We start from the raw sequence: 19,391 nt of genomic DNA, 5'->3' as shown, positions 1-19,391 counted from the left end.
CCCATCACCAGGAAGGCATCCGCATGACCACTCCCATCCTGTCCGTTAGCAACCTCAGCACCTCCTTCCGGGTCGAGGGCGCCTGGAAGCAGGTCGTCCGGAACGTCTCCTTCGACATCGCGCCGAAGGAGACGGTTGCGGTGGTCGGCGAATCCGGCTCGGGCAAGAGCGTTTCGGCGCTCTCGATCATGCGGCTGACCCCGCCCGGCTCGAGCAAGATCGAGGGCTCGATCAAGCTCAACGGCAAGGAACTCCTGACCCTGCCGGAGCCGCAGATGCGCGACATCCGCGGCAACGAGGTCGCGATGATCTTCCAGGAGCCGATGACCTCGCTGAACCCGGTGCTGACGATCGGTTTCCAGATCGCCGAGGCGCTGATCCTGCACCGCGGCATGTCGCGCTCGGAGGCGGAAGCCGAGACGGTGCGCCTGCTCGAGAAGGTCCGCATCCCGGCCGCGAAGTCGCGCTTCCACGAATATCCGCACCGCTTCTCGGGCGGCATGCGCCAGCGCGTGATGATCGCCATGGCGCTGGCCTGCAAGCCGAAGCTGCTGATCGCCGACGAGCCGACGACTGCGCTCGACGTGACCATCCAGGCGCAGATCCTGCAGCTCATCAAGCTGCTGCAGGAGGAGGAGGGCATGTCCGTCCTCTTCATCACCCACGACATGGGCGTGGTCGCCGAAATCGCCGACCGCACGGTCGTGATGTACAATGGCCAGGCGGTCGAGACCGGCCCGACGGAGGACATCTTCGCCCGCGCCCAGCACCCCTATACGCGCTCGCTGCTCTCGGCGGTGCCGAAGCTGGGCTCGATGGAAGGCCGCAAGCGGCCGATGCGCTTCCCGGTCGTCGACCGCGCCACCGGCGAGTCCGACATTCCGGAAGAGACGCCGGACACGGTGAAGGAGGCCGAGCGGCCCGTGCTCGAGGTCTCGAACCTCACCACCCGCTTCGAGATCCGCTCCGGCCTGCTGAGCTCGGTCACGGGCCGCGTCCATGCCGTCGAGAACGTCTCCTTCAGCGTGAAGGCCGGCGAGACGCTGGCGCTCGTCGGCGAATCCGGCTGCGGCAAATCCACGACCGGCCGCTCGGTGATGCGCCTGATCGAGCCGCTGGCCGGCTCGGTGCTGCTCGACGGCGTCGACGTGCTGAAGCTCAACCAGACCGATCTGCGCGAGCAGCGCAAGCGCATGCAGATGATCTTCCAGGATCCCTTCGCTTCGCTGAACCCGCGCATGAATGTCGGCGCGGCCATCGCCGAGCCGCTGCTGATCAACAAGCTCGCCACCCGCTCCGAAGCGCGCGACCAGATCGCCGAGCTGCTTCGTCGCGTCGGCCTGCAGCCGGACATGGCGAGCCGCTTCCCGCACGAGTTCTCGGGCGGCCAGCGCCAGCGCATCTGCATCGCGCGCGCGCTCGCGGTCGAGCCGCGGCTGATCGTGGCCGACGAGGCCGTCTCGGCGCTCGACGTCTCGGTGAAGGCGCAGGTCGTCAACCTGATGCTCGAGCTGCAGGCCCGCATGGGGCTGGCCTATCTCTTCATCTCGCACGACATGGCGGTGGTGGAGCGCGTCAGCCATCGCGTGGCGGTGATGTATCTCGGCGAGATCGTCGAGATCGGTCCGCGCGAGGCGATCTTCGGCAATCCGCAGCACCCCTACACCAAGCGCCTGCTCGCGGCGGTGCCGATCGCCGATCCGACGCGCCGGCACGAGAAGACCCCGCCCTCCAACGACGAGATCAAGAGCCCGGTGCGTGCGCCGGACTATGTCCCGCCGGTTCGCCAGTTCCGCGAAGTCTCGCCGGGCCATGCCGTGATGGTCTGGGGCGAGGAGTGGGAGAAGAAGACGATCGAGGCCGTCGCGGCCTGATCGGGCGACGCAACGGTCGCTCGTGAGAGCGCCAGCCTGCATATTATGCTAGGGGGCTTCGGCAGCGGGGCCCCCTAATGGTTCAACCAGACCCCGTCATCCTGGACCAGCAGCGAAGCGGCGCAGGCCGGGATCCATCATAGGGCGATGTCGCACCTCATGATGGATCCCGGTCGGCCTGCGGCCGCCCAGGATGACGGTGGTGGTTGAGACTGACTCGAACGACCAGACGCGTCCCTCACACCTTCGGCAGGTCCGGCACGCGATAGGCCGTGGTCGACTTGATCCGCTCCATGGCGAAGCGCGAGGTGACGTTCTTGAGCGGGATCGTCTCGATCAGCCGCTTGTAGAAGCCGTCATAGGCGGCCATGTCCGCGACGACGACGCGCAGCATGTAGTCGACATCCCCCGCCATCCGGTAGAACTCCATGACCTCGGGCATGGCGGAGACCAGCTGCGCGAATTTTTCCAGCCAGGGCCCGGAATGGTCGGCGGTTTCGATCTGGACGAAGACGGTCAACCCCAGCCCGATCCTCTCCGGAGCGATCAGCGCGACGCGCTTGAGGATGACGCCCGCCTGTTCGAGCTTCTGGATCCGCTTCCAGCAGGGGGTCTGGGACAGGCCAACGCGATCGGCCAGTTCGGCGATCGAGATGTTGGCGTCACCCTGCAGCACGGTGAGGATTTTTCGGTCGATCGCGTCCATTCTCTGATCCCAGCCCGACAGGATAATTTCTACTCGTGACAGCCGCCAATGGAGATCGATTTTCTTTTTTGGCGGACACTCTTGTGCCGCGATAGAAAATCCTTTTCTCAGACTGTCAAGAGGCGCCCTTCGGGCCGCTGTTGCTGAGAGGATCTTCGACCATGGACCGCCGTCAGTTCCTGCTCGCAGGCTCCGCGCTCGCCGCGACCGCCGCGCTTCCTCACACCGCCGCGGCCCAAGGCGCAGTCCCGGCCCGGATCGGTTACATCCCGATCATCGGGACCGCTCCGGTCTTCGTCGCCCAGGGCGAGGGCTGGCTCAAGGAAGCGGGGATTGCCGCGAGCTTCACCGTGTTCGAGTCGGGCCCGAACATGATCCAGGCCTTCGCCTCGGGGACAATCGATTTCTATCTCGCCGGAATCGCGCCGCTGGCGGTGGCGCGCTCGCGCGGCGTCGATGTGCGGGTGGTGGCGGCGACCGCCGTCGCCGAGAACGTCTTCGTCGCAGCGCCGGCGCTGGCGAAGTTCTTCACGCCGGGCACGAGCGCCGCAGCGGCTTTCAAGGCGCACCGGGCGGCGACAGGCAAGGCAGCGCGCCTCGCCACCCAGCCGGCCGGCTCGGTGCCCAACACGACGCTGCAATACTGGCTCTGGGAGGTCGTCAAGGCCGACCGGGCCGATATCGAAATCGTGCCGATGGGCATCGACGCGACGCAGCAGGCCGTGCTGGCCGGGGCCGTCGAGGGCGGCATCGTGCGCGAGCCGGCATTGACCATCGTACAGACCCGCAACCCAGGCATCAGGCTGATTGCCGGCGGCGAGGAGCTGTTTCCAGGCCAGCCGGGTACGGTGCTCGCCGGCTCCGGCGCCTTCGTGACGAAGCATCCCGAGGCGGTGGAGCGCACGGTCGGCGCCCTGATCCGTGCGGCCGCCCTGATCGCGTCGAACCCGGACAAGGCCGCGCCCCATGTCGGCGCGGCACTCGGCAAGGGCATCGTCGATCCAGCCCTGATCCGGAAGGGTCTGACCTCGCCTGCAAGCAAGTTCGAGATCGACCCGCGCAAGATCATCGAGCCCTCGCGCGCCATGCAGGCCTATCAGGTGAAGCTCGGCTCGCTCGAAAAGGAGCTGCCCTTCGACGGGCTGTTCGAGACGCAGTTCTACGAGCGCGCCCTGAAGGCGGCCGGCTGAGCGCATGGCCTCGCTGCGGGCGACCGCCCTCGCCATTCTGGGGCTCGTGGGCTTCCTGCTGCTGTGGGAGGCCCTGCCCTTCTTCGGCTGGGTCAACCCGGCCTTCCTGCCCGGGCCGAGCGCACTGCCGCGCGCCTTCCTGGCGGAGATCCGGTCCGGCGCCTGGCTGTCGGCGATCCTGGGTTCGCTCGGGCACTACTTCACCGGGCTGATCACCGGCTCGGCTCTGGGCGTGGCGCTGGGCGTTCTGGTCGGCATGTCGCGCATCGCGGAAGAGGCGACGGCGTGGGTGGTGCGGGTGCTGCGGCCGATTCCCGGCCTCGCCTGGGTGCCCTTCGCCATCATCTGGTTCGGTGTGAATCCTTCGGCGGCCGTCTTCATCATCGCGATCGGCGTGTTCTGGATCGTGTTCTTCGCAGCCCAGGGCGCGATCCGCGGCGTCGACCGCGACCTGATCGAGGTGGCGGATGCCTTCGGTTTCACGTCGTCCTGGCAGCGGCTGACCAAGATCCTGCTGCCGGCCGCCATGCCCGGCATCCTCGTCGGCGTCCGGACGGCTCTGGGACAGGCCTGGATGGCGGTGGTGGCGGCTGAGATCTTCGGCGTGGCCGGGGTGGGGCAGCGGATGATGCAGGCCTCCAGCCTGCTCGCGACCGACATCGTGGTGGTCTACATGCTGACCATGGCCGGGCTCTACGGCTTCCTCGACACCCTGTTCGTCGCCTTCCAGAAATGGGTGCTGCGTTGGAAAGCGTGACCGACAAGCCCGTCATCGAGATCCGGGGCCTCTCGCTGACCTTCACCCGCGACGGGGAGGCGACGCAGGTGCTGCGCCAGCTCGACCTCTCGGTTGCGCGCGGCGAGTTCCTCGCCATCGTCGGCCCGTCGGGCGTCGGGAAGTCGACGCTGCTGCGGGTCATCGCAGGCCTCGCCAAGCCGAGCGCCGGCGAGGTCGCGATCCACGCCGCCGACAGCACGCGGCGGCCGGTGGCGCTGGTCTTCCAGGACTCGCGACTGCTGCCCTGGCGCAAGGTGATCGCCAATGTCGGCTTCGGGCTGGAGGGCCAGGCGCCCCGCGCCGAGCGGCTGGCGCGGTCCCAGGCGATGCTCGATCTCGTCGGCCTCGGCGCGCTGGCGCAGCGCTGGCCGCATCAGCTCTCGGGCGGACAGCGCCAGCGCGTCTCGCTGGCGCGGGCGCTCGCGGTCGAACCCGAGATCCTGCTGATGGACGAACCGTTCTCGGCGCTCGATGCGTTGACCCGCGAGAGCCTGCAGGACGAGCTGGTCCGCGTCTGGCAGCGCACGGGCAAGACCATCCTGTTCGTCACCCACGACATCGACGAGGCCGCCTATCTGGCCGACCGGGTGGTGATCCTGTCGGGCGCTCCAGGGCAGATCATCGCCGAGCACCGCATCCGCGAGCCGCATCCGCGCAAGCGCGGCGGGGCGGCGGAGGCCGATATCGTGCGCTCGATCCGTCTCGGGCTCGGTGCCGAGACGGTCAGCGACGGCGCGGCGATCTGAGCGGCGCCGTCGAACCGCATCAGCCCTCATCCTGAGGAGCCGCGGAACGCGGCGTCTCGAAGGATGGTCGGTAGCTTCGGAACCATCCGGAGCATCCTTCGAGACGCAGCCTGCGGCTGCTCCTCAGGATGAGAGCTGAGAGCCCCGAAGGCGAGACACCGTCATTGCGAGCGTAGCGAAGCAATCCAGGCGCCGTAGAGCTCTGCTGCCTCTGGATTGCTTCGTCGCTGACGCTTCTCGCAATGACGCCTTCAAGGCCGGACCGTCGGCACGCCCTCGCGGATCTTTGTCGAGAAGTCGGGATCGTCCAGCGAGATCGCCCGGGCACGCTCGCCGATCCGGGCCTGACGGACCAGTTCGTCGAGCGGAATGTCGCTGCGGACGGCGCCGATGCGCTGGAGATAGCCGGGCAGATAGCCAGAAAGCAGCACGCGCGGATCGAGCGGCAGCGAGAATTTCCAGGCTGGCGCGACCGAGCCGACCAGGGTGTAGACGACCGTGGTGCAGTTGGTCGTCAGCGTGTTGTACCAGCGCGGCCGGCCCGCCAGCTCGTTGACGTCGGCGACATAGGCCAGCAGCACGTCGCGCGCCTGGGCGGGCGTGACGGCGATGCGGAAGAGCCGGACGTCCTCCTTGCGGGCATGGCTGCGCAGGCCGACGAGATCGCGCTCGGGCGCCGCGACATAGGCCATCTCGTAGCTGCGGAAGAAGCCCGCCAGCGCCGACCATTCTTCGCCCTTCTCGCGGCGGACCTCGATCGAGAAGGTCAGGGGCGGCTGATCGGCGAAGGGGAAGCTGACGAGGAGATGCGCGATCGCCTCGCCCGACCAATAGGAGAGATAGAGGTCGATGCCCTCGACCTTGCTGAGATCGTAGCGGCGCGTCTCCCAGCGCTCGTCGTAATCCGTCTCCGTGCGCCAGTTGAAGTTGCGGAGGTTGGAGACGGTCAGGATGTCGCCCTCGCGGGCGATCGAGGGCAGGCGCGCCAGCTCGGGAATCCAGGCCCGGTCATGCGACGGCATCAGCCCGTTCCACCAGCCGAGCAGGCCGAGGAAGAGCACCGCGAAGGAGAGCGGCAGGCGCGCCGCGCCGCTCCACAGGCCGACAGCACCGGCGAGCCCGGCGACGCCGAAGCCGACCGCCGCGAGGGTCCCGGTCGTCCCGGGCAGGCGGAAGATCAGCAGGCCGGCGGCCCAGGTGGTGGCGCCGAGGATGCCCAGCGTGGCGAGGAGGCGGAGGGCGATGAGGAGGATGGCCACAGCGTCACCGCCCCGGGATGTGAGATGCGAAGCGCGGGCCGCCTTCCCCCTAAGGACGAGAGATGGCCCGCACCCCGATGATAGGACGCGATGGCCTCACGCCGCCAGCGAGTTGACCGGCGCCGCCGCCTTCACCGCGTCGTCGACATGGGCCTCGAACTTCTCGAAGTTCTTGGCGAACATGCCGATCAGGTTCTTGGCGGTCTCGGCGAAGGCCGCCTTATCGGCCCAGGTCTTGACCGGGTAGAGGATGTGCGGCTCGACGCCGGGAACCGAGGTCGGCACCGCGAAGCCGAAATAGGGGTCGCGGCGGAAATCGGCGCGGTTGAGCGAGCCGTCCAGCGCCGCCGACAGGAGACGGCGCGTCACGCGGATCGGCATGCGCCGCCCGGTGCCGTACTGACCGCCGGTCCAGCCCGTGTTGACCAGCCAGCAGTCGACATGGTGCTTGGCGATGAAATCGCGCAGGAGATTGGCATATTCAGACGGGTGGCGCGGCAGAAAGGGCGAGCCGAAGCAGGTCGAGAATTCCGGCTCGACACCGACGAGGCCGCGCTCCGTGCCGGCCACCTTGGCGGTGTAGCCGGAGAGGAAGTGGTACATCGCCTCCGCCGGGGTGAGCTTGGCGATCGGCGGCATCACGCCGAAGGCATCCGCCGTCAGCATGACGATGTTCTTCGGCACGCCGGCGCGGCCGGTCCGCGAGGCGTTGGGGATGAAGTCGAGCGGATAGGCCGAGCGGGTGTTCTCGGTCTTGCTGCCGTCGTCGAAATCGACCTCGCGGGTGATCTCGTCCATGACGACGTTTTCCAGCACCGTGCCGAAGCGCAGCGAGGCGGCGTGGATCTGTGGCTCGGCCTCGGCCGAGAGCTTGATCGTCTTGGCGTAGCAGCCGCCCTCGAAGTTGAAGATGCCGTCCTTCGACCAACCATGCTCGTCATCGCCGATCAGCGTGCGGTCGGGATCGGCCGAGAGCGTCGTCTTGCCGGTGCCGGAGAGGCCGAAGAAGATGGCGGAATCGTTGTTCGGGCCGACATTGGCCGAGCAGTGCATCGGCACCACGCCCTTCGTCGGCAGGACGAAGTTGAGATAGGTGAAAACCGACTTCTTCATCTCGCCGGCATAGGCCGAGCCGCCGATCAGCACGATCTTGCGGGTGAAGTCGATGGCGATGACGGTCTCGCTACGGCAGCCATGGCGGCCCGGGTCGGCCTTGAAGCTCGGCAGATCGACGATCGTCATCTCGGGGACGTAGTCGGCGAGTTCCTCGCGCGCCGGCCGGATCAGCAGGTTGCGGATGAAGAGCGAGTGCCAGGCCATCTCGGTGTAGACCCGGGCCTTGACGCGGTGAACCGGGTCGGCGCCGCCATAGAGATCCTGCGCGAAGAGGTCCTTGCCCTTGGCATGGGCGATGAAGTCGGCGAGCAGCGTCTCGAAATGCTCCGGGGACATCGCGTTGTTGTTGTCCCACCAGACGCTCTTGTCGGTGAGCGCGTCGCGGACGGTGAACTTGTCCTTGGGCGAGCGGCCGGTATGGGTGCCGGTGTCGGCGGTGATAGCGCCGTGGCGCGAGAGCTGGGATTCGCCGCGGGCGAGCGATTGCTCATAGAGCCGGGCGGCCTCGAGGTTCCAGTAGACGCTCTTCAGGTCGCGAAAGCCGAAGGACTCCGCCCCCTGCGCGGCATTGAACTGACCGATGGATTTCAACGGAACCTCCCGAGGCAGGCTGGCCCCGAGGAGCCGCCTGATCTGCAGACATGCGCGAACGGAGAAACGCGCGCGGGCGACCTTTGTGCCGGCCGGTGCCGGTCCCCTTAAGGCCATGTTGGACCCGGCTCAAGAGACGGCAAAGCCCCCGCCGGCAACATTCTCATCTAAATCGATTGAATCGAATCGACGTGGTAAATCAGGGCGCTAGCCGGCAGCGCGGGCCGCGGCGGCGAGCTCGACCAAGGTCCTCCGCATCGCGGCGGCATCGCTGACGGGCGCCGGGAAGGGCAGGCGCAGGACGGCATCGCCGCGGGCGAGATCGGCCCCGTCCGGATCGAGCCCGGTGAGACGCCAGTCGCCGTCCTCAGCCTTCAGCAGACCGGTGGCATAGGCGCGGATGGCGTCGGCGTGATCGGCGTTCATGTGCTCGACCGCCCCCTCCTCCATGGCGGCGATGGCGCTCGAGGCTTCGGCATCGCTGAGCAGGTCAGCCGGCACGAGTTCATAGGCCCGTCCAAAACCGCCGTTCAGGCTCGCGCCCTGGAGGTCGAGGGCAAAGAAGGAGAAATCGCCGAAATCGACATAGAGCGCCGCCTTGGGCTGGCGGGCGAGGAAGCGCCGCCGGACGCGCTCGCCTTCCGCGCCCTCGCGCGCCACCTTCCTCGCCCTAAGCTTCAACGTGATCCGGGCATGGGCGAGCGGATCTCCCTTGCCGCCCGGCGCCAGCAGCAGCGAACAGCGCGGGTCGGTCTCCAGATGGGCCGTGTGGGCGGACAGGGCCGAGACCAGGATCAGAGGGGTGCCGTCGCCGTCGGTCGCCAGACTGACGAGGCTCGACGAGGGGTGACCGTCGCGTCCCAGCGTCGCCAGCGCCCCGGAGCGGGCGCCGCGCAGGAGCTGCCGGCCGAGGGCGCGGGCCTCGTCGTCGGTCGAGCGGATCGAGTCCTTGCGGAGGGCGGACGGCCCAGGCTCATCGACGGAACCGGCGGACGCTGCGATGGAACCTGCGGACATTTCGGGACTTTCCGTATCGGGGTCATAGGCAAGCCGCCATGCGACCGCTAGATTGCGGCCACGGTTTGGCCCTTCTCTCGCGAGAGTGGACCCTGCGTCATTGCAACACGGCCAAAAGAGACAAACGACTTATGCCAACCATTGCGCTGGTCGACGACGACCGCAACATCCTGACCTCGGTGTCCATTGCGCTCGAAGCCGAGGGCTACCGCATCATGACCTATACCGACGGCGCCTCGGCGCTCGACGGGCTGAAGCAGAACCCGCCCGACCTCGCCATCTTCGACATCAAGATGCCGCGCATGGACGGGATGGAGCTGCTGCGCCGCCTGCGCCAGAAGTCCGACCTGCCGGTGATCTTCCTGACCTCGAAGGACGAGGAGATCGACGAGCTGTTCGGGCTCAAGATGGGCGCCGACGACTTCATCCGGAAGCCGTTCTCGCAGCGCCTGCTGGTCGAGCGGGTGAAGGCGATCCTGCGTCGCGCCGGCGCCAAGGATCCCGCCGCGACGCCCCGCAACGAGGATGCCAAGGCGCTGGAACGTGGCCTGCTGCGGATGGACCCCGAGCGCCACACCTGCACCTGGAAGGGCGAGCCGGTGACGCTGACCGTGACCGAGTTCCTGATCCTGCAGTCGCTGGCGCAGCGGCCGGGCGTGGTGAAGAGCCGCAACGCCCTGATGGACGCCGCCTATGACGACGAAGTCTATGTCGACGACCGCACCATCGACAGCCACATCAAGCGGCTGCGCAAGAAGTTCAACCAGGTCGATGCCGATTTCGACATGATCGAGACCTTGTACGGCGTCGGCTACCGGTTCAAGGAAAGCTGAGCGTCCGGCCCATCCGGGCGGGCTGGGGCGGCAGGCGCATGACGCCGCCGCCGGCTTGGACGCACGGCGGAGACCATGGCGACGATCGAGCAGGAACGCAGGGCTGAATCCGGCCAAGGCGCGGCGAAGCCCACGCTGCGGGCCCGGCTGCGCGGGTTCCTGCGGCGCGGCCTGCGCGCGATCTCCTCGGGCGCCGCGTCCAGCCTGACGCGCCGCATCGTCGTGCTCAATCTCGGCGGGCTCTGCGCCCTCCTCGTCGGCTTTCTCTATCTCAACCAGTTCCGCGAGGGGCTGATCGAATCGCGCGTGCAGAGCCTTCTCACGCAGGGGGAGATCATCGCGGGTGCGATCGCCGCCTCGGCGACGGTCGAGACGGATGCGATCACCATCGATCCCGACAAGCTGCTGCAGCTCCAGGCCGGCGAGAGCGCGGGCATCGCCGAGGATCCGCTCGACTTCTCGATCAATCCCGAGAAGGTCGCGCCGCTGCTGCGCCGCCTGGTGACGCCGACCAAGACGCGCGCCCGCATCTACGACCGGGACGGGCTGCTGACGCTGGATTCCCGCAGCCTCTACTCGCGCGGCGACGTGCTGCGGCTCGACCTGCCGCGCGTCGGCGAGCCCGACGAGGCGCCGCTGCTGGAGCGGACCTGGAACCTGTTCCGCAACCGGCTCGGCCGAGCCGACGTGCCCGCCTACGACGATTTCGACAACGCCAACGGCAAATCCTATCCGGAGGTGGCGCGGGCGCTGAGCGGGACGCCGGCCAGCGTGGTCCGCGTCAACGCGCGGGGGCAGACGATTGTCTCGGTGGCGGTGCCGGTGCAGCGCTTCCGGGCGGTGAAGGGCGCGCTGCTGCTCTCGACGCAGGGCGGCGACATCGACGCGGTCATCATCTCGGAGCGCTACGGCATCTTCCAGGTCTTCGCGGTTTCGGCGGCGGTCATGATCCTGTTGTCCGTGCTGCTGGCCGGCACGATCGCCGAGCCGATCCGCAAGCTCGCCGATGCGGCGCAGCGGGTGCGGCGGGGGGTGAAGTCGCGCGAGCAGATCCCCGATTTCGGCAACCGGCATGACGAGATCGGCCATCTCTCCGGTTCGCTGCGGGACATGACCAAGGCGCTCTACAGCCGCATCGAGGCGATCGAGAGCTTCGCGGCCGATGTCGCGCATGAGCTGAAAAATCCCCTGACCTCGCTGCGCAGCGCGGTCGAGACCTTGCCACGGGCGAAATCGGACGAGTCGCGCGGGCGGCTGCTCGAGGTGATCCAGCACGATGTGCGCCGGCTCGACCGGCTGATCTCCGATATCTCCGACGCCTCGCGCCTCGACGCCGAGCTCGCCCGCAACGATGCCGGGCCGGTCGATCTCACCCAGGTCCTGGAGGCGGTGGTCTCGGTCCAGAACGAGATGCGCCGCGAGGGACGCGCGAAGATCGAGCTCGTCACCGAGCGGCGCGGCCAGCGGCCCGGCGGGCGCGACGGCTTCATCGTGCTGGGCCATGATTCCCGGCTGGGGCAGGTGCTCGTCAACCTGATCGACAACGCCCGCTCCTTCTCGCCCCCGGACAAGCCGGTGCGCGTGCTGCTGTCGCGCTCGGGCGACGAGGTGCTGGTCACGGTGGAGGATGAAGGGCCCGGCATCGAGCCGCATGCGCTGGAGCGCATCTTCGAGCGTTTCTACACCGACCGCCCCAATGAGGGCTTCGGCCAGAATTCCGGGCTCGGTCTGTCGATCTCGCGCCAGATCGTCGAGGCGCATCGCGGCACGATCCGCGCCGAGAACCGGCTCGGCCCGACCGGGCCCGATGGCGAGCGGCCGCGGCTGGGGGCGCGCTTCATCGTCTGCCTGCCGGCGCTGCCGCAGAGCGCCTGAGGCGACCGTGACGGGCCAGACCATCCATGCCACGACGGTGGTGCTGGGCGAACTCGGCGTGCTGATCCGGGGCGCCTCGGGCGCCGGCAAGTCCAGCCTCGCGCTGGCGCTGATCGCGCTGGCGGGAAGCCAGGGCCGCTTCGCCCGGCTGGTCGCCGACGACCGGACCGCGCTGGGCGCCAGGGGCGGGCGGCTGCTGGCGCGGCCGGTGGCGCCGCTGGAGGGGCTGATCGAGCGCCGCGGGCTCGGGCTGACGCCGGAACCGCACCAGCCGGCCGTGGTGGTGCGGCTGATCGTCGACCTCAGCGGCGAGGAGCCCACCCGCATGCCGGAGCCGGAGGACCTGGTCGAGCGGATCGAGGGCATCGACCTGCCGCGGCTGACCGTCGCGGGGCGGGCCGGCGACGAGCGGCTGGTGCTGGCGGCGCTGCGGCTCTTCACCGAAGGCTGATCTCGAAAATTTGTCGAGTTCGAAGCGGGCCGCTTGCCTATCCTTCGCACCTGCCGCATAAACCGCGACCTTGTCCGGGCGCCGAAAGCGCTCTCCGGTGCCATAGTGAATGATCGGACTGGTCCTCGTGACGCATGGGCATCTGGCCACGGAGTTCCGTGCCGCGCTCGAACACGTCGTCGGCCCCCAACAGCATCTCGCCACCATCGCCATCGCCCCCGATGACGACATGGAAGGCCGTCGCCGCGACATCATCGCGGCGGTCGAAGAGGTCGAGACCGGCAAGGGCGTGATCGTCTTGACCGACATGTTCGGCGGCACGCCCTCCAACCTCGCCATCTCGGTGATGGAGCCCGGCCGGATCGATGTCGTCGCCGGCATCAATCTGCCGATGCTCATCAAGCTCGCCAGCGTGCGCGAGGAAAAGAGCCTCGACGAGGCGGTCACCTGCGCGCAGGATGCCGGCCGCAAATACATCACCGTCGCCAGCCGGGTCCTGGCCGGGAAGTAAGGAAACGCTGCCGTGGACGACAGGCAGGAGATCGACGACTGCGATTGCCCTGAGGTCGAGATTCCCGCAGGCGCCGTCTATGGCGAGTTCCAGATCGTCAACAAGAAGGGACTGCACGCCCGCGCCACGGCGAAATTCGTGCAATGCGCCTCGTCCTTCGACGCCGACATCACCGTCACCCGCTGCGGCGAGACGGTCGGCGCGACCTCGATCATGGGCATCCTGACGCTCGGCGCCGGCATCGGCTCGACGATCACCGTGGTGGCGAAGGGTCCGCAGGCGAGCGAAGCGCTGAAGGCGCTGGAAGCTCTGGTCGCCGACCGGTTCGGCGAGAGCGAATAGGCCCGCTCTGCTGCCGCGGTCACGGCCGCCTCCCCTCTCGCATCGATCCCTTCATGAGCGCTCAACGAGGCCCAATCCGGCCCCGGTAATGACCTTACGTCACAAAATCGACAGACCGCTCCCTTTCGACCAATCACATAAAGACATCTTTATATCTTTGATTGCCTTTGGGCGTGGGCGCTGCTATGGACCCGCCCATCATTCGAAGACCAGCTGGAGCACGCCCCGTGTCGACAACCGATTACATCGTCAAGGACATCAGCCTCGCGGATTACGGCCGCAAGGAAATCAACATGGCCCAGGACGAGATGCCGGGCCTGATGGCCATCCGCGAGGAGCACAAGGGCAAGTTCCCGCTCAAGGGCGCGCGCATCGCCGGCTGCCTGCACATGACCATCCAGACCGCCGTGCTGATCGAGACCCTGAAGGAACTCGGCGCCGATGTGCGCTGGTCGTCCTGCAACATCTTCTCGACCCAGGACCACGCTGCCGCCGCGATCGCCGCGAGCGGCACACCCGTCTTCGCCATCAAGGGCGAGACGCTGGAGGAGTACTGGGAGTACGTCCTCAAGACCGCGACCTGGGGTGACGGCGGCACGCCGAACATGATCCTCGACGACGGCGGCGACCTGACCATGCTGATCATCCTCGGCGCCGAGGCCGAGGCCGGCAAGACCGAATTCCTCGACAAGCCGGGCAATGAGGAAGAAACCATCTTCTTCGCGCTGATCAAGCGCCAGCTCAAGGCCAATCCGGGCTGGTTCACCAAGACCCGCGACGCGATCAAGGGCGTCTCGGAGGAGACCACCACCGGCGTCCACCGCCTCTACGAGCTCGCCAAGGCGAACCGCCTGCCCTTCCCGGCGATCAACGTCAACGACTCGGTCACCAAGTCGAAGTTCGACAACCTCTATGGCTGCCGCGAGTCGCTGGTCGACGCCATCCGCCGCGGCACGGACGTGATGATGTCCGGCAAGGTCGCGGTCGTCGCCGGCTATGGCGACGTCGGCAAGGGCTCGGCCGCCTCGCTGCGCCAGGCCGGCTGCCGCGTCATGGTCACCGAGATCGACCCGATCTGCGCGCTGCAGGCGGCGATGGAGGGCTACGAGGTCGTGACGATGGATGACGCCGCCCCGCGCGCCGACATCTTCGTGACCGCGACCGGCAATCTCGACGTCATCACCGTCGACCATATGCGCGCGATGAAGCACCGCGCCATCGTCTGCAACATCGGCCACTTCGACTCGGAGATCCAGGTCGCCGGGCTGAAGAACTTCAAGTGGGACAACGTCAAGCCGCAGGTGGACGAGATCGAGTTCCCCGATGGTAAGCGCATCATCCTGCTCTCGGAAGGCCGCCTGGTGAACCTCGGCAACGCCACGGGTCACCCGTCCTTCGTGATGTCCTGCTCGTTCTCGAACCAGACGCTGGCCCAGGTCGAGCTCTGGAACCATCACGCCAAGTACGAGAACAAGGTCTACACGCTGCCGAAGCACCTGGACGAGAAGGTCGCCGCGCTGCACCTCGCCAAGGTCGGCGCCAAGCTGACCGTGCTGAACGACCAGCAGGCCAAGTATATCGGCGTTCCGCAGACCGGGCCGTTCAAGCCCGAGCTGTATCGCTACTGACATCCGGCACCGCCCGGACGGCAGGAGGCCCGGCGCTCGCGCCGGGCCTTTTTCATTTGCCGAGGGCAACGTCGCTCAGCCCGATGACGCTACTAATGGGCCCCGAGCCGGCGCAAGCCGCTAGGTCTTGGGTCGGCTCCGTTTCCTGCCGCCGGCCCGGCAAATCCGCCCGATTTACCGCTCATTAAGCACTTCCTGCCGGACTCCACCGGTGATTAGAGTGGGGCTGATTCGGCCTCCGGCGCTTGGCGCGGGGGCGGGTCGACACGCAGTGATCGGTGTGGTGGCAGGCGTGCGTCAGGGGTCCGGCAAAAGCGGGCCGGGGGGCGGCGGGCCGCCGTTCGGCGCCCGGCCGGACGGATATCAGGATGGGGCGGCCGGCGCCGCCCCCGGAGCAGACGGACGCGGAATGACCAGGTCGAGCCGACAGGAACGAAGCCGCCGGCACTGGCGCCGCCATGCGCTTCTGCCGGGTCTCGCCGCCAGTCAGGCTCCCTCCGCCGCGCTCGCCCAGGGCGCCTGGCTGGGGCCGTTGCGCCCGGATCTGTTCAGCACCGGCGCGCTCTCGATCGTGCTTGCGGGCCTCGCCGTCTTCGCCGCCACCACCTCGCTGGTCTATGTCCGCGAGCGCGGGCGCTGGCACCGGCGCGAGGCGGCGCTGGCCGGCGAACTCGAGGCCACGCGCGGCCAGCACGACCGGCTGACCGCCCTGCTCGCCACCGATCCCCAGGTCGTGGTCAGCTGGACCGGGCGGCAGGCCGACCCCGTCTTCGAAGGCGACAGCGGCTTTCTCGGCGCCCCCGGCGCAACGCTCGCCCTCGCCTATGGCGCCTGGGCGCCGCCGGCCGACGCCAAGCGGCTCGAACTCGCCACCGACGCGCTGAAGGAGCGCGGCGAATCCTTCGGCATGACCCTGCGAAGCAAGGCGGGGCCCTTCATCGACGTCGAGGGCCGGCCCGTGGCCGGGCGCGCCGTGATCCGCTTCCGCGAGGTCACCGGCGAGCGGGCGCGGGTGATGGCGCTGCAGGGCGAACTCGACCGGCTGAACAGCGAGCACGAGGCTCTGGCCGGCCTGCTGGACGGGCTGCCGCAACCGGCCTGGACACGGACGCCGGACGGGCGGCTGAGCTGGTGCAACGCCGCCTATGCGCGCGCCGTCGAGGTGGCGGATGACGGCGCTGCGGTGAAGGGCGGCATCGAACTGCTCGACCGGACGGAGCGTGAGGCCGCCGCCAAGGCCCGGCGCGAGGGCCAGGTCTTCTCCGCCCGCGCGCCGGCCGTCATCGCCGGGCAGCGGCGCACGCTCGACATTCTCGAACTGCCGACGCCGACCGGCTTTGCCGGCATCGCCACCGACATGAGCGAGCTGGAAGCCGTCCGCACCGATCTCCAGCGCCAGATGGACGCGCATGTGCGCACCCTCGACCGGCTGAAGACCGCGGTCGCGGTGTTCGACGCCTCGCAGCGGCTGGTCTACCGAAATTCCGGCTTCGACGCGCTCTGGTCGCTCGATCCCGCCTTCCTCGACGGCCACCCCAGCGACGGCGAGATCCTCGACCGGCTCCGCGCCGAGCGCCGCCTGCCCGAGCTCGGCGACTATCGCAGCTGGAAGGCGGGCGTCCAGGCCGCCTATACCGCGACCCGCGCGAACGAGGACTGGTGGTACCTGCCCGACGGGCGCACCATCCATGTCGTGGCGAGCCCGAACCCGCAGGGCGGCGTCACCTATCTGCTCGACGACGTGACCGAGCGCTTCACCCTCGAATCGCGCTTCAACGCGCTGTCGCGGACGCAGCGCGAGACGCTGGATTCGCTGCGCGAGGGCGTCGCCGTGTTCGGCTCGGACGGGCGCCTCAAGCTCTCGAACCCGGCTTTCGCCCAGGCCTGGCGGATCAAGGCGGACCTTGCCGCCGCGGCGCCGCATATCGACGAGGTGGTGCGGCTCTGCCAGCCGCTCTTCCCGCAGGACGAGATCTGGGGCGAGTTGCAGAGCGCCGTCACCGGCGTGCGCGACGCGCGCGAGGACTATGTCTGCCGGATGCAGCGGCGCGACGGCACGGTGCTGGACTGCGCGGCCGCTCCGCTGCCCGACGGCGCGACGCTGATCACCTTCGCCGACGTCACCGCCAGCGTGAATGTCGAGCGCGCGCTGACCGAGAAGAACGAGGCGCTGGAGAAGGTCTCGCGGCTGCGCGAGGATTTCGTCCACCACGTCTCCTACGAGCTGCGCTCGCCGCTGACCAACATCATCGGCTTCGCGCAACTGCTCGGCACCGAGGCCGTCGGCGCGCTGAACGAGAAGCAGCGCGACTACACCTCGCATATCGTGCGCTCTTCCGGCGCGCTGCTCGCCATCATCAACGACATTCTCGACCTCGCCACGATCGACAACGGCGCGCTGCAGCTTGATCTCGAGGAGGTCGACGTCGCCGACACCATCGCCCAGGCGGCGGCGGGGCTGCATGACCGCCTCACCGACAGCAAGCTCGAACTCAAGGTCGAGATCGCGCCGGAGGCCGGCCCGCTGCGGGCGGACGGCAAGCGGCTGCGCCAGGTGCTGTTCAACCTGATCTCCAACGCGATCGGCTTCTCCTCGCCGGGCCAGACGATCACCGTCAGCGCAGCGCGCAGCGAGGGCCATGTCCGCATCACCGTCGCCGACCAGGGCCGCGGCATTCCGGCCGAGGTGAAGGAGAAGGTCTTCGACCGTTTCGAGAGCCACTCGCTCGGCTCCAGCCATCGCGGCGTGGGCCTGGGTCTCTCGATCGTGCGCTCCATCGTCGAGCTGCATGGCGGACGGGTCGAACTCGATTCGGCGCCGGGCCGCGGCACGCGCGTCACCGCGGTCTTCCCCTCCGCGGGCGTGCCGCTCTCGGACGCCGCGGAATGACGGACGAGGCGCGCAAATCCGGCCCGCACCGTCTGGTGCTGGCCGACGAGGCCGCGACGCTGCGGCTGGCCGCCGATCTGGCGGCGATCCTGAAGCCCGGCGACATCGTCGCGCTCTCCGGTCAGCTCGGGGCGGGCAAGTCGCTGCTGGCGCGGGCGATCCTGCGCGAACTCGCCGACGATCCCCGTCTGGAGGCGCCGAGCCCGACCTTCACCCTCGTCCAGAACTACGAGACGCCGCGCGGGAGCGTGCTCCATGCCGATCTCTACCGCGTGCGCTCGCCCGAGGAGCTGGACGATATCGGACTGACCGAGGATCTCGACCGGGTGATCCTGCTGGTCGAGTGGCCGGATCGGGCGGGCACGCGCCTGCCGGGCGGGCGCCGCCTCGACATCGTCCTCGACGTCGACCCCGACCATCCCGAGACCGGCCGCATCGCGGATCTCTCCGGCGGCGTGCTCTGGCGGCAGCGTCTTTCGATCGCGATCGCGTCGCGCCGGCTCATCGACGAGGCAGGCTGGGACGATGCCCGCCGCGACTTCATGCAGGGCGACGCCTCGAGCCGCGCCTATGAGCGCCTGACGCGCCCCAATGGCGACAGCGCCGTGCTGATGATCTCGCCGCCGCGCCCGGATGGGCCGGCGATCCGGCTCGGCAAGCCCTACAGCGCGATCGCCCATCTCGCCGAGAACGTCGACGCTTTCGTCGCGATGGATCGCGGGCTGCATTCGCTCGGCTATTCGGCGCCGGAGATCTATGCGCAGGATCTCGAGACCGGGCTTCTGCTGATCGAGGATCTCGGCCAGAAGGGTGTGGTCGACGGCGACGGCCCGATCGCCGAGCGCTACGAGGCGGCGGCGCGGCTGCTGGCGGACCTGCATCGCCATACGCTGCCGACGATCCTGCCGGTGGCCGAGGGGCGCGACCATGTCCTGCCGGATTACGACCGCGCCGCGCTCGCCATCGAGACCGAACTGATCCTGGAATGGTACGCCCCGCATATCGCGGGGGTGACCCTGCCCGCGGTGACGCAGGCGGAGTTCGCGCGGATCTGGAACCGGCTCTTCGACGAGATCCTGGAGGCGCCCGGCACCTGGACGCTGCGGGATTTCCACTCCCCCAACCTGATCTGGCTGCCGGCCCGGGAAGGCCATGCCAAGCTCGGGCTGATCGACTTCCAGGACGCGGTCCTCGGCCATCCGGCCTATGATCTCGCCTCGCTCGGGCAGGATGCGCGCATCGACGTGCCGGCGGCGCTGGAATTGCGGCTGCTGGCCGCTTACGGCCAGGCGCGCCGCGCCGACGATCCCGATTTCGACCTCGCCGGCTTCGCCCGCGCCTATGCGATCCTCGGCACGCAGCGCAACACCAAAATCGCCGGCATTTTCGCGAGGCTCGACAAGCGCGACGGCAAGCCGGCCTATCTCAAGCATCTGCCGCGCATCGAGGGCTATCTGCGCCGCAACCTCGAGCATCCGGCGCTGGCGGAGCTGAAGGACTGGTACCAGGCGCATCTGCCGCGGTTGTTCGAGGTGGGGTGACGGCTGGCAGAGCCGTCATGCTCGCCCTTGTGGCGAGCATCCA

At 68.5% G+C, this 19,391-nt stretch carries 16 protein-coding genes; 12 read left to right on the top strand and 4 right to left on the bottom strand.

All coding sequences use genetic code 11. The features are described 5' to 3' along the window. Positions 1-23: 23 nt before the first annotated feature. Entirely contained in the window at positions 24-1,874 is a 1,851-nt protein-coding gene (locus ACFPN9_RS22560; RefSeq protein ID WP_156450770.1) for an ABC transporter ATP-binding protein, read from the top strand. 238 nt (positions 1,875-2,112) lie between these two features. On the opposite strand, the gene ACFPN9_RS22555 is transcribed toward ACFPN9_RS22560, so the two are convergent. Further along, positions 2,113-2,580, bottom strand: a complete 468-nt coding sequence (locus ACFPN9_RS22555; protein WP_082732760.1) for an Lrp/AsnC family transcriptional regulator — start codon at positions 2,578-2,580, stop codon at positions 2,113-2,115. Positions 2,581-2,741: 161 nt separating this feature from the next. On the opposite strand from ACFPN9_RS22555, the gene ACFPN9_RS22550 reads away from it, so the two are divergent. From ACFPN9_RS22550 to ACFPN9_RS22540, 3 genes are read left to right on the top strand one after another with little or no spacing between them, the layout of a single operon-like run. Continuing rightward, complete coding sequence (locus ACFPN9_RS22550) at positions 2,742-3,770, top strand: ABC transporter substrate-binding protein (protein WP_377817651.1); 1,029 nt, start codon at positions 2,742-2,744, stop codon at positions 3,768-3,770. Between the two features lie 4 nt (positions 3,771-3,774). Beyond that, positions 3,775-4,527, top strand: coding sequence for an ABC transporter permease (locus ACFPN9_RS22545; RefSeq protein ID WP_377817650.1), 753 nt, complete (start codon positions 3,775-3,777; stop codon positions 4,525-4,527). After that, positions 4,503-5,294: an ABC transporter ATP-binding protein gene (locus ACFPN9_RS22540; protein ID WP_377817649.1), complete on the top strand. Its 792-nt coding sequence runs from the start codon at positions 4,503-4,505 to the stop codon at positions 5,292-5,294. The genes ACFPN9_RS22545 and ACFPN9_RS22540 overlap by 25 nt, the downstream gene beginning before the upstream one ends. 251 nt (positions 5,295-5,545) lie before the next feature. Here the strand turns inward: ACFPN9_RS22540 and ACFPN9_RS22535 are convergent, their stop codons facing one another. From ACFPN9_RS22535 to ACFPN9_RS22525, 3 genes are all read right to left on the bottom strand, one after another. Further along, positions 5,546-6,553 (bottom strand): Lnb N-terminal periplasmic domain-containing protein, encoded by a 1,008-nt coding sequence (locus ACFPN9_RS22535; RefSeq protein WP_377817648.1) that lies wholly within the window; start codon positions 6,551-6,553, stop codon positions 5,546-5,548. 96 nt (positions 6,554-6,649) lie between these two features. Then, on the bottom strand, positions 6,650-8,260 hold the full coding sequence (locus tag ACFPN9_RS22530) for a phosphoenolpyruvate carboxykinase (protein WP_377817647.1): 1,611 nt from the start codon (positions 8,258-8,260) through the stop codon (positions 6,650-6,652). A gap of 207 nt (positions 8,261-8,467) precedes the next feature. Further along, a complete protein-coding gene (locus ACFPN9_RS22525; protein ID WP_377817646.1) occupies positions 8,468-9,277 on the bottom strand; it encodes a HugZ family pyridoxamine 5'-phosphate oxidase in 810 nt (269 codons plus the stop codon). A gap of 131 nt (positions 9,278-9,408) precedes the next feature. Here ACFPN9_RS22525 and ACFPN9_RS22520 point away from each other — a divergent pair, with 131 nt between their 5' ends. The 8 genes from ACFPN9_RS22520 to tsaE all read left to right on the top strand — a co-directional run bounded on the left by ACFPN9_RS22520 (position 9,409) and on the right by tsaE (position 19,348). Continuing rightward, the gene (locus ACFPN9_RS22520; protein ID WP_066722635.1) at positions 9,409-10,110 is read left to right on the top strand and encodes a response regulator transcription factor; all 702 of its coding nucleotides are present in this window, start codon (positions 9,409-9,411) and stop codon (positions 10,108-10,110) included. Between the two features lie 75 nt (positions 10,111-10,185). Continuing rightward, positions 10,186-11,985: a stimulus-sensing domain-containing protein gene (locus tag ACFPN9_RS22515; RefSeq protein WP_377817645.1), complete on the top strand. Its 1,800-nt coding sequence runs from the start codon at positions 10,186-10,188 to the stop codon at positions 11,983-11,985. Between the two features lie 7 nt (positions 11,986-11,992). Further along, positions 11,993-12,436 carry an HPr kinase/phosphorylase gene (locus ACFPN9_RS22510; RefSeq protein ID WP_067988346.1) on the top strand — a complete coding sequence of 148 codons (444 nt, stop codon included), beginning with the start codon at positions 11,993-11,995 and terminating at the stop codon, positions 12,434-12,436. 109 nt (positions 12,437-12,545) lie between these two features. Beyond that, on the top strand, positions 12,546-12,947 hold the full coding sequence (locus ACFPN9_RS22505; RefSeq protein WP_066722644.1) for a PTS sugar transporter subunit IIA: 402 nt from the start codon (positions 12,546-12,548) through the stop codon (positions 12,945-12,947). A gap of 12 nt (positions 12,948-12,959) precedes the next feature. Then, positions 12,960-13,289, top strand: a complete 330-nt coding sequence (locus ACFPN9_RS22500) for an HPr family phosphocarrier protein (protein WP_377817644.1) — start codon at positions 12,960-12,962, stop codon at positions 13,287-13,289. 227 nt (positions 13,290-13,516) lie between these two features. Continuing rightward, positions 13,517-14,917, top strand: a complete 1,401-nt coding sequence (gene ahcY / locus ACFPN9_RS22495; RefSeq protein ID WP_377817643.1) for an adenosylhomocysteinase — start codon at positions 13,517-13,519, stop codon at positions 14,915-14,917. Between the two features lie 409 nt (positions 14,918-15,326). Further along, complete coding sequence (locus ACFPN9_RS22490) at positions 15,327-17,807, top strand: ATP-binding protein (protein ID WP_377817642.1); 2,481 nt, start codon at positions 15,327-15,329, stop codon at positions 17,805-17,807. Then, positions 17,804-19,348 carry a tRNA (adenosine(37)-N6)-threonylcarbamoyltransferase complex ATPase subunit type 1 TsaE gene (gene tsaE, locus ACFPN9_RS22485; RefSeq protein ID WP_377817641.1) on the top strand — a complete coding sequence of 515 codons (1,545 nt, stop codon included), beginning with the start codon at positions 17,804-17,806 and terminating at the stop codon, positions 19,346-19,348. Before ACFPN9_RS22490 ends, tsaE begins: the two co-directional genes overlap by 4 nt. The last annotated feature ends 43 nt before the right edge of the window (positions 19,349-19,391 follow it).

Source organism: Allobosea massiliensis (assembly GCF_042655245.1).
Classification (GTDB): domain Bacteria; phylum Pseudomonadota; class Alphaproteobacteria; order Rhizobiales; family Beijerinckiaceae; genus Allobosea; species Allobosea massiliensis.
This window is presented reverse-complemented; position numbering and strand designations above follow the sequence as displayed.